This is a genomic window from Staphylococcus sp. SA22 (assembly GCF_054165785.1).
On record NZ_JBSZQY010000011.1, the window covers coordinates 68,288 to 85,256 of the forward strand.

Annotated in this window: 17 protein-coding genes and 2 pseudogenes; 14 read left to right on the plus strand and 5 right to left on the minus strand. The window is 28.9% G+C overall.

Going from position 1 to position 16,969, the window contains the following annotated elements:
• Positions 1-37: 37 nt before the first annotated feature.
• A complete protein-coding gene (locus ACXQH5_RS10200; RefSeq protein ID WP_000613248.1) occupies positions 38-1,087 on the plus strand; it encodes a hypothetical protein in 1,050 nt (349 codons plus the stop codon).
• Between the two features lie 617 nt (positions 1,088-1,704).
• Positions 1,705-3,195 (plus strand): RNA-binding domain-containing protein, encoded by a 1,491-nt coding sequence (locus ACXQH5_RS10205; RefSeq protein ID WP_000554504.1) that lies wholly within the window; start codon positions 1,705-1,707, stop codon positions 3,193-3,195.
• A 372-nt stretch (positions 3,196-3,567) separates the two neighbouring features.
• On the opposite strand, the pseudogene cstB reads toward ACXQH5_RS10205, so the two are convergent.
• Positions 3,568-4,886, minus strand: a pseudogene (gene cstB, locus ACXQH5_RS10210) (persulfide dioxygenase-sulfurtransferase CstB).
• Between the two features lie 55 nt (positions 4,887-4,941).
• Here cstB and ACXQH5_RS10215 point away from each other — a divergent pair.
• The 7 genes from ACXQH5_RS10215 (at position 4,942) to ACXQH5_RS10245 (ending at position 10,724) form a co-directional block, all read left to right on the plus strand.
• The gene (locus tag ACXQH5_RS10215) at positions 4,942-5,079 is read left to right on the plus strand and encodes a hypothetical protein (RefSeq protein ID WP_001791883.1); all 138 of its coding nucleotides are present in this window, start codon (positions 4,942-4,944) and stop codon (positions 5,077-5,079) included.
• Positions 5,076-5,447 (plus strand): HNH endonuclease, encoded by a 372-nt coding sequence (locus ACXQH5_RS10220; protein ID WP_001549968.1) that lies wholly within the window; start codon positions 5,076-5,078, stop codon positions 5,445-5,447. Before ACXQH5_RS10215 ends, ACXQH5_RS10220 begins: the two co-directional genes overlap by 4 nt.
• A 128-nt stretch (positions 5,448-5,575) precedes the next feature.
• Positions 5,576-6,196 carry a hypothetical protein gene (locus ACXQH5_RS10225; RefSeq protein WP_000673114.1) on the plus strand — a complete coding sequence of 207 codons (621 nt, stop codon included), beginning with the start codon at positions 5,576-5,578 and terminating at the stop codon, positions 6,194-6,196.
• 375 nt (positions 6,197-6,571) lie between these two features.
• The gene (locus tag ACXQH5_RS10230; protein WP_000513494.1) at positions 6,572-7,858 is read left to right on the plus strand and encodes an SIR2 family protein; all 1,287 of its coding nucleotides are present in this window, start codon (positions 6,572-6,574) and stop codon (positions 7,856-7,858) included.
• 5 nt (positions 7,859-7,863) lie between these two features.
• Positions 7,864-9,552, plus strand: coding sequence for an ATP-binding protein (locus ACXQH5_RS10235; protein WP_000555614.1), 1,689 nt, complete (start codon positions 7,864-7,866; stop codon positions 9,550-9,552).
• Positions 9,553-9,712: 160 nt separating this feature from the next.
• The gene (locus ACXQH5_RS10240; RefSeq protein WP_021758025.1) at positions 9,713-9,850 is read left to right on the plus strand and encodes a hypothetical protein; all 138 of its coding nucleotides are present in this window, start codon (positions 9,713-9,715) and stop codon (positions 9,848-9,850) included.
• Positions 9,851-10,112: 262 nt separating this feature from the next.
• On the plus strand, positions 10,113-10,724 hold the full coding sequence (locus tag ACXQH5_RS10245) for a hypothetical protein (RefSeq protein WP_000856594.1): 612 nt from the start codon (positions 10,113-10,115) through the stop codon (positions 10,722-10,724).
• A 338-nt stretch (positions 10,725-11,062) separates the two neighbouring features.
• Here ACXQH5_RS10245 and ACXQH5_RS10250 read toward each other — a convergent pair whose 3' ends face one another.
• A complete protein-coding gene (locus tag ACXQH5_RS10250) occupies positions 11,063-11,470 on the minus strand; it encodes a carboxymuconolactone decarboxylase family protein (protein ID WP_000173401.1) in 408 nt (135 codons plus the stop codon).
• Between the two features lie 100 nt (positions 11,471-11,570).
• Here ACXQH5_RS10250 and ACXQH5_RS10255 point away from each other — a divergent pair, with 100 nt between their 5' ends.
• Positions 11,571-11,984 carry an Lrp/AsnC family transcriptional regulator gene (locus ACXQH5_RS10255; protein WP_000998780.1) on the plus strand — a complete coding sequence of 138 codons (414 nt, stop codon included), beginning with the start codon at positions 11,571-11,573 and terminating at the stop codon, positions 11,982-11,984.
• 61 nt (positions 11,985-12,045) lie between these two features.
• Entirely contained in the window at positions 12,046-12,519 is a 474-nt protein-coding gene (locus ACXQH5_RS10260) for a GNAT family N-acetyltransferase (protein WP_000455975.1), read from the plus strand.
• 107 nt (positions 12,520-12,626) lie between these two features.
• Here ACXQH5_RS10260 and ACXQH5_RS10265 read toward each other — a convergent pair whose 3' ends face one another.
• Positions 12,627-13,613, minus strand: coding sequence for a tRNA dihydrouridine synthase (locus ACXQH5_RS10265; RefSeq protein WP_000662031.1), 987 nt, complete (start codon positions 13,611-13,613; stop codon positions 12,627-12,629).
• Between the two features lie 307 nt (positions 13,614-13,920).
• On the opposite strand from ACXQH5_RS10265, the gene ACXQH5_RS10270 reads away from it, so the two are divergent.
• Together ACXQH5_RS10270 and ACXQH5_RS10275 are read left to right on the plus strand one after the other, a co-directional pair.
• Positions 13,921-14,124: a DUF6007 family protein gene (locus ACXQH5_RS10270; RefSeq protein ID WP_000389759.1), complete on the plus strand. Its 204-nt coding sequence runs from the start codon at positions 13,921-13,923 to the stop codon at positions 14,122-14,124.
• 48 nt (positions 14,125-14,172) lie between these two features.
• Positions 14,173-14,469 carry a TfoX/Sxy family protein gene (locus ACXQH5_RS10275; protein ID WP_000179901.1) on the plus strand — a complete coding sequence of 99 codons (297 nt, stop codon included), beginning with the start codon at positions 14,173-14,175 and terminating at the stop codon, positions 14,467-14,469.
• Positions 14,470-14,530: 61 nt separating this feature from the next.
• Here ACXQH5_RS10275 and ACXQH5_RS10280 read toward each other — a convergent pair whose 3' ends face one another.
• Complete coding sequence (locus ACXQH5_RS10280) at positions 14,531-15,751, minus strand: MFS transporter (protein ID WP_000130756.1); 1,221 nt, start codon at positions 15,749-15,751, stop codon at positions 14,531-14,533.
• Positions 15,744-16,295 (minus strand): flavodoxin family protein, encoded by a 552-nt coding sequence (locus ACXQH5_RS10285; RefSeq protein ID WP_000627025.1) that lies wholly within the window; start codon positions 16,293-16,295, stop codon positions 15,744-15,746. The genes ACXQH5_RS10280 and ACXQH5_RS10285 overlap by 8 nt, the downstream gene beginning before the upstream one ends.
• Before the next feature lie 112 nt (positions 16,296-16,407).
• Here ACXQH5_RS10285 and ACXQH5_RS10290 point away from each other — a divergent pair.
• A pseudogene (locus tag ACXQH5_RS10290) lies at positions 16,408-16,920 on the plus strand (LysR family transcriptional regulator); the annotation flags it as partial.
• Between the last annotated feature and the right edge of the window lie 49 nt (positions 16,921-16,969).

Here is a 16,969-nt window from a genome sequence, read left to right on the forward strand (position 1 = left end):
TAGACGCGGAACAAAAAATGGGGAGGGGGGGTATATATTGATACCTACGCTAGAAGAAATTATTGATAAGTATGGAAACTTAGTTGATTATTTGAAATTTGATGTAACAGTTGAGGTTTATGAAGATTTGTTGTTATTAAGAAGTTTAAGCGATTTAAATGAACATCAAAAGATGGATAGAGTTTCATTTATAAAAAAACATTTAAACTCAAATTTCGATTATTTATTAGATGATACTGAGTTTAGAAGTATCAATAAGATTTACAGTAATTTAAATATCATGACGCATATCAATAGTCAAAATAATAATTTTAAACGTAATCCATTTATAAATGAAGAACAATTGAAATCACTACTCGCGATAAAGAAAGTAGATGCACATATGAGTTATGATTCAAATATTACTTCAAAAGCATTGGCAGAAATAAACAAAACGCAAAAAAGATTAGTTACAAAGATAGACACACTCTATAATCAGTCAAAAAAAGAAAATGAATATGTACGGTTAGGAGAAAAAATATCGTATACAAAATTGGAGAATCATTGGAAATATTTATATAATGAGATTCAGTTTTATAATCTTAATAATCAATTGATTAGTTATGTTGCATTAGAACAGGAATATGCTTGGGCTTTTTTAAATGAACTATTTTATTTGATAGAATTGTATTTGAAGGCATTTAAAGGACAAAAGAAAACAGATTATGAGTTTGGGAAAAAATTAAACGAATTTATTCAATCATATGTCATTATTTTACTTATAGATATACGATTACCTGTTGTTAGATTATATATTATTAGAGACATTGTAGATACATGTGAAGGAGAAAAAGATAATTACAAAAGAATTACACTGATAGAAGAATCTATTAAAAAGTATAGATACGTAAAAGATCAGATTAAAAGATTTAAAAATGGATTAGAAGAATCGTTATTAAATGCAACTTTATCTATTGAACAAAATATGTTGAAAGTTAAAATTGATTATTATAAAGCCTACTGCTTTCCTAGAGAAAAAACAAAGCATAACAATATTGAGTACAATGTATCGTTGTTTTTTAAAGCATTAGATGCCTTAAAGAAATAGTTTTTCACTGAAAATATTTATAGATATAATTAAAATTAATTAATATTAAGCCAGGATAATGTAGTCTTAATCGTTCTGAAATACGAAAAATGTTGTGGAAATCGCGTGAAATAATCAGAGGAATCGTTTGAAATCATCGTAGTAATCGCGCGAAAATCACGTGAAATAATCAGAGGAATCGTTTGAAATCATCGTAGTAATCGCGCGAAAATCACGTGAAATAATCAGAGGAATCGTTTGAAATCATCGTAGTAATCGCGCGAAAATCACGTGAAATAATCAGAGGAATCGTTTGAAATCATCGTAGTAATCGCGCGAAAATCACGTGAAATAATCAGAGGAATCGTTTGAAATCATCGTAGTAATCGCGCGAAAATCACGTGAAATAATCAGAGGAATCGTTTGAAATCATCGTAGTAATCGCGCGAAAATCGCGTGAAATAATCAGAGGAATCGTTTGAAATCATCGTAGTAATCGCGCGAAAATCGCGTGAAATAATCAGAGGAATCGTTTGAAATCATCGTAGTAATCGCGCGAAAATCGCGTGAAATACTATGGTAGACGGTTTGAGTAAATTAATGGAGTATTTTAATATTTATGGTTTGGAGGAATTGCGTTGCATAGAGAAAGTAAATATATAGAGTATAAGAAATCACGAAAAGGATTATCTAATGATATTTGGTCTACGTATAGTGCTTTTGCAAATACTGAAGGTGGTACTATATATTTAGGAATTGAAGAAAAAAAGATCGAGGACAAAAAAGTCTTTGTTTCAGTTGGTGTTGAAGATCCAGAGAAAATGATTGAAGATTTTTGGAATGCACTATATGGAAGAAGTAAAGTTAGTCAAAATATTTTATCAAATAAAGATGTTAAAATTGTTAATATTGAAAATAAAGCGTGCATTGAAATTCATGTACCAGAAGCGCCTTATTCGAAGAAACCGATATATGTAGATAATAAAAAAGATTTAGTATATAAAAGAGTTGATGATGCTGATAGAATTGCGACTGAAGAAGAGTATAAATTCATGATTGTAAATTCTCAAGACGATATAGATACAGAATTATTAGATAACTATGACATGTCTGATTTAAATCACGAATCTATCGAAAATTATAGGAAACTTCTATTAAAAAATACTAATGATGAGAGATATGCGAATATGAGCCAACTGGATTTAATGATAGATTTAGGAGCATATAGAAAAGATAGAAGTTCGAAAGACAAACAGTATAAAATGACTACAGCATGTTTATTATTCTTTGGTAAGTATAATGCGATTAGTGATAGATTCCCAGGATTTCAATTAGATTATTTTAAGAAAACAAATTACCTAGATACTGATTGGAAAGATAGAATATCAAGTGGAGATTTAGGTAATGAAGATTTAAACGTGTATAGTTTTTTTGAAAAAGTATTGATAAAATTAACTGATAACATTGAGGAATCATTTAGCCTAAATGATGGTTTGACTAGACAAAATTATGCAAGAGATTTAAAAGTAGCAATTCGCGAAGCACTGGTTAATACATTAATGCATGCGTATTATGATACTAAGCAAAGTATTAAAATAGTTAATTGTGAAGATTTTATAGAGTTTTATAATCCGGGTAATATGAGAATAAATAAAGAAGATTTTATTCATGGAGGGCATTCAAAGGACAGAAATAGTATATTATCGACGCTTTTCAGAAGAGTAGGATATTCAGAAAAAGCTGGATCTGGAGGACCAAGGATATTCGATGTAGTTAATAGACATAAGCTTAAAACGCCTGAAATAGAATTAACGGACATGGACACTAATGTAGTACTTTGGAAACAAGATTTAATGAAGGAGTTTGAAAAATATCCTGAGTTAGACAAAAAAGTAATAAAGTATATTATTGACTATGGATCAATAAGTAAGGGTGAAGCCTTAAAAATGGAAAATATGACAGAATATCAGTTTAGAAATATTTTAAAAAAACTAAAAGATGATAACTTGATAAAAAAAGAAGGTGAAGGTCCGGCTACTAAATATGTGTTAATAGAATCAAAAGAAGCTGATATATTGCGAACTAAAAAAGTAATTAAAAGTTTAGAGTCTTTCTTTAGGAATAAATAAAAAAACAAGAGATAGGTGCGAAGTGTTTGGATTATACAAATGCTTCGCATCTTATATTTATTAATAAATATCATAGAAAACCGTATCATTAACCGATACGCAGAGATGCGGTTTTTTAGACACTTCATAAAGGGATTTTGAACGTATCAGAACATATGAGGTTTATAGGAATTGCTGTTATGTTTTTTGATCACATCAATAAACAAAAAAGGTATGTACTATGTAAAATATTTATTAAATGATATAAAGCGAGGGTATATAAATGATTTTTAAATAGATATTTATCCAATAATATAAAAAGGAACTATAAGCTATATCTAAAAGCTATATCTAACTACTTATAGTCCTTCTTCATTAGTATAAATATAATTATTAAGAAAGGTATATATCTTTGTAACCTTCGTTTACATTAATAATGTTGTGATAACCTTTGTGTTCTAAAATACCAATAGCTATAGAACTTCTAATGCCAGACTGACAGTCTACATAAATAACATCGTTTCTATTGAAAGGTAAATCTGTTTCTAAAAGTTTGCCGTGTGGCACATGAACCGCTTGGGATAAGTGGCCATTATTCCATTCATTATCATTACGTACATCTAAGACATGTGCTTCATTACCAGTTATGTCTTTACTATGAACAGATTGTGTTTGAATTTGAGCTTGTGGTAACTGATATCCAGACACATTATCATATCCAATAAGTTGTAAAGTATGTTATGTGTTGCTTTTGAAACAAGGTGATAGTCTCCAATCAAGTTAATTTCTTGATTATAGTTTAGATACCAGCCAATTTGATTGATGAAATTTTTATCATATGGAATATTGATTGTACCTTCAATATGTCCACCATGATAAGCCTCCTTACTGCGGAGATCAAAAGTTAATCTGTTTGTACTTGTAGCTGGATAAACCGTATAAGGTTGATATAAATTCATACCGAATTGATTAATTTTTTTCATTTGTGCAAAATGATGTGGTGGTGCAGGTTGGTCAGAAATGAGTTTATCGATAAAGGTAGCTTCATTATTTTCAGAAAAAGCCCAGTTCGTTTGTTTTTCATAGCCAAGCGTAGATGTTGGAATAGCACCTAAAGATTTACCACAAGGACTACCAGCGCCATGACCAGGCCAAATTTGAATGTAGTCTGGCAAGTCTTTAATACTTTCAATAGATTTAAACATTTGTTTTGCGCCTATTTCAGATAATCCTTCTACTTTAACAGCTTTTTCTAGTAAATCAGGTCTACCGATATCTCCTACAAAAATAAAATCACCACTGAATAGTCCCATTGGAACTTGTGCTCCAGCACCTTCGTCAGTAAGTAAAAAACTTATACTTTCTGGCGTGTGACCAGGTGTATGAAGCACTTTTAATTTTATATTTCCTACATAAATATCATCATTATGTTGAACAAAATGAGTGTGGTTAGGCATATTTTTATAACCTAACATGTCATCACTTTCGCCCGATACATAAATACTAGCATTTAACTTTATAGCAACATCTCTAATTCCTGAAACAAAATTTGCATGTATATGTGTTTCAGCTGCATGAGTAATGGTTAAACTCTCTTCATCGGCAACTCGAATATATGAAGATAAGTCACAAATAGGATCAATGATCATGGCTTCTCCAGTTTTTTGACAACCGATTAAATAAGATGCTTGAGATAAATGTTTATCATAAATTGATGATAGTCAATTTGTTATCAAGGGTGATAATTATATTAACTATGGTAATTACATGGAATTAAAGTTATTAAACAAACTTGATGATGACCAATTAGATTTAGAATTTTTACAAGATAATGGGTTAAAAGGTAATGTTCAAGGTCCTATGACTTTAAAGGAACCTTTAAAAAGTTATATACAAAAGTCTTGAAAACGAATATTTTAAATTTAGATAATGAGTTAGAAAACACTGAATATGTCGAAGGTAAACCATATGTACAGTACGGTATTAAATATGAAAGAAATCAGGCATTAAGAAATGAAGCTATTAAAATTCATGGAACTACATGTAAAGTATGTGGATTTGATTTTAAAGCTAAGTATGGCGATTTAGGTGAGGGTTTTATTGAAATTCATCATTTAAAACCAATGTTTTCAATAAAAAGAGAAATAAAAGTAAATCCACAAAAAGATTTAGTCCCACTATGTTCTAATTGCCATAAAATGATTCATAGAAATACTAAAAAACCTTTAACGATTAAAGAATTAACCAAAATAGTTAATTATAATAGCAAATAATTTAATATTTTATAAACTATCATTCAACCCTCTTAATTTATTAGGAGGTTTTTTGTATTTATGCTTTCAAATGTGTGATATACTTTGTTTGTTGAAATATAGAGTATCTATAGATAGGGTGATTGAGTATGAAATTCACTGAAGTGGAAGTTATCGAACATCTTGTAAAGGCATATAAAGAAGCAGGAAAGCCTACTTATCCTCATGAAAATTTATATCGAGGACGTAATCATAGTATTTCAGGTATTGGAGAAGACTTGCTGGGTGCTTATTTGATTAGTAGATTGGAAGGTGTCCAAATATTTATTGATCAGCCTTTATCTATGATTGATAAATCTTTAAGTACAAGATATCCGGATTTATTAATTTGTGAAGATAATGAAATTAAAAATATACTAGAAGTTAAAATGGACTTAGGATATCAAAGAAAAGATTTTATAGATTATTGCCGAAAGAAAGAAGAATGGATTTCAAATATCGTAGGAAAACAGTGTGTATTGTCTAGAAAGAGAGAAGACAAAATTCCTATGAATATAGCTGATGATATTAAATTTCATGTTGTGATTTACAGTGAAAACAATGGACCGAAGCGGTTTGATGAAGAAATCATGCCTATCGTTAATGAAACATGTCCACATATTGAAGTATATGTCCTAACAAGCGGTCAACACCCTAATTTAGTAAATGTTAATCTTGAAGGTATTAATATTAATAAAGATGAATTTGAAATATTAGTAAATGCGTTATAAAAAAATAGAGCATCCTCCACGTTATGGAGGTGCTCTGTTTTTTATTGAAAAGTATCAAGTTAATTAATTTAATATGCTTAATAAGTTCTACCTTGACCTTTTTCTCTAGCTTCTGTTCGATCTCTTATGTACTCAGTACATACTGGATTTTCTGTTAATTCATCAACTGTATTAGTTTAATCAGAAGACGTGTCTACTTTGTAAGCTTCTAAGAACTTATTATATGATATAGCGTTTGAGTTTTGTTGTTCTTCTATAAATTTCTGTAGTTATTTTTCAAAAACCGCATCATTAACTGATAAGCAGAAGCGTATCATAAATGATGGGGTTTTAAGTACGATTTAATAAACTAAAATAAGATAGGGGAATTAAGAAATGGGAATTTATCATTTAAATAAAGATAAAGATGTATTGACAGATTTAAAGTCAAATGAAAAACAAGAGCAGGTTGCTACATTTATAAATAAACATCTTTCAGCAAATAATTTAACGATATTTATCGGTTCAGGATGCTCGACAGGTGCTGTTCCTTTAATGTCTACTACAATGAAAAACATATTAGAAGAAAATGAGAGTGTCTTAAATTATGTAAAAAAATTTCTGAATTCTAAAGGGATTAAAGAATTTATAAAGTATGTAGAAGAACAAGAACAAGAAAAAATACAAGAGAAAGAAAGAAAAGCGTTACATACAATAATGGATCAATTAGAGGCTGAAAATTTTAAAAATTTAGAAGAATATAGTGGTTGGTTAGATATGCAAGATAGTGAATATAAAGAAGAAATATTGAATTTTTTAGATTGTTATTATCTAAATTATAGTAATATTGAGGAATTACTAAATTGGATACAAAATGGACTTCATTATGACAATAATAATGGAGATTTGAAAGACGTGTTTACTACTTTAAAAAGTGAGTTTATAAAAACTATTCCTAAAGTGGGTGATAAAGAATACAGTACAGAAACTTATGAAATATATAAGGACTTTTATCGTTATGTATTTGATAAAAGAACTGAACAAAAATCTAAAGTATCAATTTTCACTACAAATTATGATTTGTTTAATGAATATGCACTTGAGAATAATAATATTATCTATAGTACGGGGATTCAAAATACAATACTTAAAAAATTTGACATTAATCAATTTAAATACAGAGTTGTAGATGATACAAACAGGTATAAAGAAAAATGGCAACCAGTATCTAAAGAGGCAAATTTATATAAAATACATGGTTCGATAAATTGGAAGTCCAATGAAGAAGGGGAATTGCAACAAATCGATTTTAATGATGAAGATGATCAGGTGGTCATTTATCCAACCATGTTGAAACACAAGGAAACAGCACAAGCACCGTATTCAGAATTGTTCAGAGAATTCTCTAATTGTTTACAGATAAAAGATACTACTTTAATTATTATAGGGTATGGATTCCCAGATGAACATATTAATAATATAATAGCTCAGAATTTAAAGAATCAAGATTTTAATTTAATAATATTTGGTGATGTTAAAGAAGAAAACGTGAAGAATTTCTATGATAATTTTAAGAATTTTAATTTACATCTTATCGGAGGTAATTCAAGTAAAGCAGAGCAAAAAGCACATTATTTCCAGTTTATCGTAGAAAATTTTCTGAAAAATCAAAGGAGAAGATAAAATAAATGCATAGTATTGGAAAAGTCACAAGTGTTACATTTGAAAAGTTAATATTCGAAGTTAGTGATTTTGAAAAACTAAATTATAATTTGTTAGGTCAAATTTACATAGCTAAAGGTGTAATAGACTATGTAACAATAAAAAATGAATATAGTGAAAAATTTATATATCAAGTTGTAAAAGTAGAAGATAAAGAAATTCCATTATCTTCTGAAGAGCACTCTAAATTTAAATATCATGGTAGGTTTGAGTGTGTACCAGTAGGAATGATTAAACATGGAAAAATTGAGTTTAATTTAAAGAAATATCCTTTTTTACAAGATAAAGTTTATTTAACAAGTCAAGAAGAAATGGAAATGGTATTTTCACATTTTCATAATGGAAATGATATAACTATTGGACTCATTGATGACCAATATCCAGCTTATTTTAATACTGCTAAATTATTAACGAATCATACAGCTATAATTGGAAATACTGGATCTGGCAAATCTACAACAGTACGTCAGATTATTTCAAAAATCAACAATCTAAACACCCAAAATTTACACTTTCACATATTCGATGTCCATGATGAATATAAAGATATAAATGGAGTGAAAATAGTAGATGTAATAAATGACTTTAAAATTAATATTAAAAATTTAGAGATGCAAGACTGGATAAATTTGATTAAACCATCGGAACTAGTTCAATTACCTATTTTACAAATGGGATTAAAATATGCCAATGCTATTGAAAATAAAATTATAGAGGAAGAATGGTTGAAGTGTTATATAGCGCTATCATTATATAGAAATCAGCAAACAGATGCTGTTACAAAGCGAACTAAGATTTTAAGCATATTAGATGGAACAAATATTGACACAGAAAAATATGATTCTAAATATGGAAATATGGACAGCAATACTGAAAAAAAATTTATCGAGAGTTTGAAAAATGTAGTAGATAATGGTGGTAATATATTTACTTTAAGCGAAGTAATTGAAAAAGCAAAATATAATGTATCGAGTTTTAATAAATTATTAGAAGGATTAAACTATGTATTTTTACTTGAAGAAAGTAAAGGAAATAATCAAGCAAGATCATATTCAGCAACACTTGAAACGCGTATAAAAAATGTTCAAACACGATTTTCAAATTTATTTGGAAATAATGATACTGAACTGGAAGATAAATCAATTGTTTATTCAGTTTCAGAATTAGATGATGATTTGTTATTATTTTTCACAACATTTATTTTAAAAAAAGAATTTGAAAAAAACAAAAAAATGAAATTAGAAGATCGTTCAGTGAACGTTTTTATATTTGAAGAAGCTCATAGATATATATCGAAATTTAAAGAAAGTAGCCAATTTAATGAAGTAGAAGCATTCAAAAAGATAGCTAGAGAAGGAAGGAAATTCGGTTGTTTTTTAATGTTATCTAGTCAAAGGCCAAGTGAGCTGTCTTCTACTGTCTTATCACAATGCAATAATTATATAGTCCATAGGGTAAAAAATAATGTAGATTTAGAATATTTACTAAATTCCATTCCCTACATAAATAAATTTCAATTAAATCGTTTTTCTTATTTACCTACTGGAACAGCTTATATAGTAGGAGAATTATTTCCAATCCCTGTAGAAATAGAAATATTTGAAGAGTTTTCGAAAAACAGCACGATTACACCTGAAATAGTATATAGATCTTGAATAATAACTACGCTCATTTTGGATGATTATGTGTTATACGAAATTAATAAACATAACTACGCGTTGATAACAAAAATAAATGACTTTAAAATTACTACTTGACATATTTTATAAAGACTAGAGGTTAAAATTTTTTTACTCTCTTAATGAGCAGGAATTTATGGCCAAATTAATACATTTACTTTCAATTTTATATAGACTTAGTTCAGATAAGAAATTTACTGTGAAACAAATTTCAGACACCTGTCATAATGGTGGGAAATCTTTATATAGTGCTATTACAAATTTGAAAAAATAATCACATTTGGAGCAAGTAATTGATATAGAAAAGCATGCCGCTAGTCTTGAAATAGCAAATGAAGAGTTGGATAAAATCTAAAGTAAGTTATAATAAAAAAGCAATTAATATAAATGTATCATTAATTATATAATACAGAAAACGTTGTTTTTTGACATTGAAATATTTGTATATACTTTGATGAGAAATAGTTGTGTGAAAGTTACGAAATAGAAATATATCCCAAAAAGCGTATGAGAACTAAGAAAGGAAGTCTCGAATAATGAAAACACCTATTTATTATACGATTGTAAATAAAGGCAATAATATTGAAAATACAATATTTCAGACACCACCAAATACAGTTAGTGACTTTGACCATTTGGATGTTATGCGTTACTTACCATCAATTGTTGATATTAGTGAGATTTGTTTATTAGCCGAAGCAAAAAAAATACCAGAGTTTAAAAAATCGCTAGACTTCATTCTTAATAAATTTGAAACATATACATTTAATATTGTTAATGATTTAATTGAAATAACACTAACGAAAGACGCATTATTAAATTATCAAAAGTACTTGTTACATCAATCAATCATAATAAGTAAATCATTAGCTTTAAAAAATAGTAACAATGGTTTATGTACACAAGAATTAAAATCCCAATTATATGGATATGAAAAGCTTCATTATGAACCAGCCTTTCATATATTAGATAACGATTTAATTCCTAATATTAATGAAGAGCAAAGTGAATTGATACCCCTTGAGCATGTTGTTTTATTATCTGATGGGATTAGTTATTTAATGGATTATTTTGACAAAAATCCTGAAGCAACTTTCACATTATACATTGTGAAAGATTACACAAGTTATTACGAGGTAGAATTATAAAAGCATTTTTATTAATTAAAATATTTAGGCGAGCTAAATGCATAGATTGTGGCAAGTATTGTATTAACCATATTGGTCAACATTAAATTGGGAATGTACTAAACCTAACACACAAAGTTATGTGAATAAAAAAGATGATCTTACTTGATTTACATTTCCTGAGTTAAATAATGAAATATAGAGCAACTTTTCAAGAGGCATTAAAGTATCTTGAAAAGTTGCTTATTAAATAATAATTGCTCAAATAAAAAAACATATAAATGCTCTTACCAAAAAAATATTCGTAACTAAAATATTTCAAAGTAATTAAAAAGTGTGATTACCCAAAAATCCATTTTTTATTCAGATAGCCTTAATATTGCTCCTAAATGTTGCTGTGCAGTAGTAAATAATACGAATGTAATTAATTCAATGATTTCTTCATCTGTCATCGTTTCTTTTAATAAACTTATACTTGATTCGGGTATGTTTTGTTTAGATTTTAAATAAACTTCAACAAAGCCAACACAAAGTAGAGATTTTTCGTTTAGAAATTTATTTGTAGGACTACCTTTTGCTTTGCAATATTGACATCCGTTTTGCTGGGCCAGTAACCTTCTTAACTCCTCTTTTAATTCTTTACTTATTGCCCCATCGCTACTTAAAAAATCGGATAAATTATTCCAGTATTTTAATAAGTTTTTATTATGACCTAATAGCTTTTCAAATGGTGTGTTTCCAATATTACTGTATTCTAATAATGTCATATCCTCATCTCCTATCTTAATGATATACATGATAAAATTGTATGGAAATAAGATTTTGAAAGTTTATATCATTTAATACTTTGAAAAGAGAGGATTTTCTATGAATGACTTAATAAATGAAAAAATAATCAATGTTTTGTTAAATAATAGTAGAATTACTATTAATGAATTAAGTAAACAAGTGAACTTATCTGCTCCAGCTGTAAGAGAAAGGGTAAATAAACTTGAAGATCAAGGTATTATAAAAGGTTATACAATTAACATAGATTATAAGGAATTAGGTTACGATGTAGAAATATTAATTGAGTTAACTATAAAGAATAATAGATACAAAGATTTTAAAGAATTTATTTCAAAACAAGATAATGTTGAGTTTTGTTATCGTGTATCAGGAGAGGCATGTTTTGTATTTAAGGTTCGGTTGGAAAATATGGATGAAGTGGAAACATTTGTTGATACCATACAACCATATGGGCAGACAAAATGTCAGTTTATCTTTTCATCAGTTGTCTAAACTACATGGAAAAAGTTTAATAAGCATAGGAAAGATTTTTAACAGAGAGAAGTGACTTACTTTGGAATATAAATCTTACAACAAAATGAGTAATAATATTTTATCTATCTTGTTGAGTGAAAAAAATTTCGATAATAAAATGGTAGTCTCAACAGGTAGTTACATTTTGTCTGAGTTGCCATGTATTGTTGCCTATAAAAATAATGATATCGTGGGGCTACTAACGTATAAAGTTTATGATGAGTATATTGAAATCATTTCTTTAGATAGTTTTGTAGAGAACAAGGGTATTGGTAGTCATTTACTTAATTATGCTGAAATAATTGCCTCAGATATGAGTAAAAGAAGTATCCGTGTTATTACTACAAATGAAAATATTAAGGCACTCTATTTCTATCAAAAAAATAAATATAGAATCACAGACGTTATTTTTGATGCTGTAACAGAAGCTAGGAAAATAAAGCCGTCGATTCCTGCAATTGATAAAAATGGCATTGAAATTAGAGATGAAATTGTTTTGAGGAAATGTTTGTAATGTATAAATATACTCAGCTTTAAATCACCCTAGTTCATACCTAAAAGACTTTCACACAAACAAAAAAGGAGGAACATTAAATTCCTCCTCAAACTTTATTACTCATACTATAATTCAATTTTAACGTCTTCGTCCATTTGGGCTTCAAATTCATCTAGTAGTGCTCGTGCTTCTGCAATTGATTGTGTGTTCATCAATTGATGTCGAAGTTCACTAGCGCCTCTTATGCCACGCACATAGATTTTAAAGAATCTACGCAAGCTCTTGAATTGTCGTATTTCATCTTTTTCATATTTGTTAAACAATGATAAATGCAATCTCAACAGATCTAATAGTTCTTTGCTTGTGTGTTCGCGTGGTTCTTTTTCAAAAGCGAATGGATTGTGGAAAATGCCTCTACCAATCATGACGCCATCAATGCCATATTTTTCTGCAAGTTCAAGTCCTGTTTTTCTATCGGGAATATCACCGTTAATTGTTAACAATGTGTTTGGTGCAATTTCGTCACGTAAATTTTTAATAGCTTCGATTAATTCCCAATGTGCATCTACTTTACTCATTTCTTTACGTGTACGAAGATGAATAGATAAATTTGCAATGTCTTGTTCGAAGACATGCTTCAACCAATCTTTCCATTCATCGATTTCATAGTAGCCAAGGCGTGTTTTAACACTTACTGGAAGCCCGCCTGCTTTAGTTGCTTGAATAATTTCGGCAGCGACGTCAGGTCTTAAGATTAAGCCGGAACCCTTACCCTTTTTAGCAACATTTGCTACAGGACATCCCATATTTAAGTCAATGCCTTTAAAGCCCATTTTAGCTAATTGAATACTCGTTTCACGGAACTGTTCTGGCTTATCTCCCCATATGTGAGCGACCATCGGCTGTTCATCTTCACTAAAAGTTAAGCGTCCGCGCACACTATGTATGCCTTCAGGGTGACAAAAGCTCTCGGTATTTGTAAATTCAGTGAAAAACACATCCGGTCTAGCTGCTTCACTTACAACGTGTCGAAAGACGATATCTGTAACGTCTTCCATTGGCGCCAAAATAAAAAATGGACGTGGTAATTCACTCCAAAAATTTTCCTTCATAATATATTTATACCCTCTTTATAATTAGTATCTCGATTTTTTATGCATGATGATATTACCACAAAAGACGAACTTATACAAAAGGAATTTTAGTAGATACAACCATTCGAAAGGGAAGTCTACGAGTAGTCTAAAATGAATGTTGTGTAAGTTGATTAATATACAAATCAAGGATTATCGCGTTAAATTGTTCATTATTAATGATACACTGCTTATTATTATGATTCAGAATTTTCTTTAGCTACATATACAGTAATGTGATTTATACGTTATCTTATAACAAAGACAAATTTATAAAGGTGATATTATGGAAGATTTAAAGGAATCTTTAAAAAGTTTAGGTTGGTGGGATTTATTTTTTGCGATACCTATGTTTCTGCTATTCGCATACCTTCCAAACTATAATTTTATAACGATATTTCTTAACATTGTTATCATTATTTTCTTTTCCATAGGTTTGATTTTAACTACGCATATAATTATAGATAAAATTAAGAGCAACACGAAATGAATCATTAATACGAATGTGATTAAACATAAAACTGAAGGAGCGATTACAATGGCGACTGAGAAAGATGTAAATGATTTATTTTTAAATCATGTGAATTCAAATGCCGTTAAAACTAGAAAGATGATGGGAGAATATATTGTTTATTATGATGGTGTGGTTATAGGTGGTTTGTATGATAATAGACTATTGGTCAAGGCGACTAAAAGTGCACGTCATCAATTTCAAGATAATACATTAGTATCGCCGTATCCTGGTGCTAAAGAAATGATATTAATTCCAGACATTACCGAAGTAACAAATCTCACTGATTTATTTGAGCTCATAAAAAATGATTTGCAAAAGTGAAGTTCGGATGGAGTAAACTAAGCACATCGATAAATGGTCGCTTGTTAAAGAAGAGTGACGGTCACTCTTCTTTATGTGCATATTTTATTTTGTCTGTTTTGTTAACGAGCAGCAGTGTAACAAATATGAGTAAGGATAAAATGAGTATAATATAGAAACCGAATTTATCATTAATTTCATTAATCCATCTTCCTAAAAATGGAGCAATGAAACTTTGCAGTAACAATGAAATTGACGTCCATATCGTAAATGAGCGACCGACATATTTATCTGAAACAGTGTTCATTATAGCTGTATTCATATAAATTCTGATTGATGAAATTGAGTAGCCTAGTATAAATGATCCTATGAATAAGTAAAATGCTGAGTTTATCCAAATAAATAGTGCTGAATTTATGACTAATATGAAATATAACAAAAATATCAATGCTTTAGTTGAGATTTTTTTCGAAAGAATAGCTGAAATTAAACCTGCACATAATCCTCCAATGCCATATAACATATCTGAAAAACCAAATTGTACAGACGAAAGTTTTAAAACATTATATACATATCCTGGTAATGATATGTTAAAGATCATTGTAAACACCATTGGTATGATTGAAATAACTCCAAAAATAAATATCATCATGTTGTCTTTTAAAAATTTCCATCCTAATAAATATTCTTGCAATAAGCTATTTGTTGATTCTTCCTCTGAATGAGTTGGTTTATCTACATGCAATCTAAATAACATAAAAATGCTGATTAAAAACATCATTATAGTCATCGCTATAATTAGAGTGAATCCATTTATTTCATATAATATTCCTGATAATCCACCTGCAATAAACATACCTGTTTGCAAACTAATCTCTAATAGAGAATTTGCATCTGTATATTGATCTGGTTTTAAAATCTGTTTAACTAAACTTCTAGATGTTGCCATATACGTAGTCCAACCTATCCCATTAACAATCGCAAATCCAATCACTAAATAGGTCTCAAAGCCTATCATTAAGAGTGCTATGACAATGAGTAAATATAATATTACCTGAAGAAGATAGGTGATTAAAATAATATTTCGTCTATTATATTTATCTGCTAGTCCACCTATTATAGGAGAAGCTAAGAAACCGGATAATACATTTAAAGCTAACATAATACCTAATAGTTGGGAGTCGTTAGTTTTGTCGATTAAATACCAATTAGCCCCAACTGTACTAATTCCAACTCCGAATGCTGAAATTATTTCTGCTAAAAAGAACAATCTGAAGTTTTTAATTTTCAACAAATCAGTCATAAATATCACCTTTTTTCAATGCAAGATTTATATTTGCGAGCTCTTCTATAAATTGAGAGTCGTTTAAAATATCGAATGGTTTATTGCCTTCGCCGATCAAAAATCTATAGTTAGTAATATTCATAAACTCAAATATTAATTTGAATTGGTTGACTAAAGGTTGTGCTTTGGTATGCGGATTGTCGCCACCTATGATTAAAATCAAATACTTTTTTTGTGACATGATTTCTTTGAAGTTATCTATTTGCGTATCTCGCAATGACTCGGTCCATCTATCAATGAAGAGTTTTAAAGACGCACTCATGGAGTACCAATAGAGTGGTGTTGAAAAAATAATAATATCTGATTCTAAAACTTTGATTAAAATTTGTTCGTAATCATCATTATGAAAGTTGGCATCTTTGCTATGACGATTATCTGTAACCTTTTCAATGTTACTTTGATATAAATTCACAAAGTTGACATTTAAATTCTTCAATAGATTCTCTACTGCGATAGCTGAATTGCCATCTTTTCTACTACTTCCAAATAAACAAGTAATCATAGTCATAACTCCTTTCGATTTACCTTTATAATAATATTTAATATATTATTATTAAATCAGAATTCTTAGAATGCAGAATTCGATAAAAGTGAATCCTAAAGGAGGTACTACTTTGAACTTAAACATTTTAAAATCATTTTTAGTAACTAGTGAAACAAAGAACCTTACTAAAGCATCAGAATTACTTAACTATTCACAGTCAACTGTATCTACACATATTGAAAAATTAGAAAAGCAATTAGATGTTAAATTATTTTATAGAAAAAAATATGGTATGGAACTAACGGAAGAAGGCTTAGCATACGTTAAATACGCTAAAGTGATTTTAGATAGTAATAGCGAATACGAGAGAGAAATAAAAGGACTTTACAATAAGAAGGTAAATATAAGTATTAACATGCAAGAAAGTCAGTATTTGTATCGCTACTATAATAAGATTAGTGAATGGTTAGCTGAACACCCATATGTAAACTTAAAGTTTAAATCCGCACATTCTAATTTCTATATTAAAGAAGAAATTGCTAATTTTAAATCGGATATTAGCCTTATCACAGACGAAAAGATTATTAATAGTAACTTAACTGCTATTCCTATAACTGGAAATGATAATTTAATAATGTACACTTTTGATTGTTTAAACATGTACAATTTTTAAAAACCTATAGATAATTTTA

Excerpts from the sequence above, each read along its gene's own strand:
- ACXQH5_RS10215 (WP_001791883.1), top strand. The coding sequence starts at position 4,942 with ATGGAATTAAAGTTATTAAACAAACTTGATGATGACCAATTAGATTTA.
- ACXQH5_RS10225 (WP_000673114.1), top strand. The coding sequence starts at position 5,576 with ATGAAATTCACTGAAGTGGAAGTTATCGAACATCTTGTAAAGGCATAT.
- ACXQH5_RS10230 (WP_000513494.1), top strand. The coding sequence starts at position 6,572 with ATGGGAATTTATCATTTAAATAAAGATAAAGATGTATTGACAGATTTA.
- ACXQH5_RS10235 (WP_000555614.1), top strand. The coding sequence starts at position 7,864 with ATGCATAGTATTGGAAAAGTCACAAGTGTTACATTTGAAAAGTTAATA.
- ACXQH5_RS10240 (WP_021758025.1), top strand. The coding sequence starts at position 9,713 with ATGGCCAAATTAATACATTTACTTTCAATTTTATATAGACTTAGTTCA.
- ACXQH5_RS10245 (WP_000856594.1), top strand. The coding sequence starts at position 10,113 with ATGAAAACACCTATTTATTATACGATTGTAAATAAAGGCAATAATATT.
- ACXQH5_RS10250 (WP_000173401.1), bottom strand. The coding sequence starts at position 11,470 with ATGACATTATTAGAATACAGTAATATTGGAAACACACCATTTGAAAAG.
- ACXQH5_RS10255 (WP_000998780.1), top strand. The coding sequence starts at position 11,571 with ATGAATGACTTAATAAATGAAAAAATAATCAATGTTTTGTTAAATAAT.
- ACXQH5_RS10265 (WP_000662031.1), bottom strand. The coding sequence starts at position 13,613 with ATGAAGGAAAATTTTTGGAGTGAATTACCACGTCCATTTTTTATTTTG.
- ACXQH5_RS10270 (WP_000389759.1), top strand. The coding sequence starts at position 13,921 with ATGGAAGATTTAAAGGAATCTTTAAAAAGTTTAGGTTGGTGGGATTTA.
- ACXQH5_RS10275 (WP_000179901.1), top strand. The coding sequence starts at position 14,173 with ATGGCGACTGAGAAAGATGTAAATGATTTATTTTTAAATCATGTGAAT.
- ACXQH5_RS10280 (WP_000130756.1), bottom strand. The coding sequence starts at position 15,751 with ATGACTGATTTGTTGAAAATTAAAAACTTCAGATTGTTCTTTTTAGCA.
- ACXQH5_RS10285 (WP_000627025.1), bottom strand. The coding sequence starts at position 16,295 with ATGATTACTTGTTTATTTGGAAGTAGTAGAAAAGATGGCAATTCAGCT.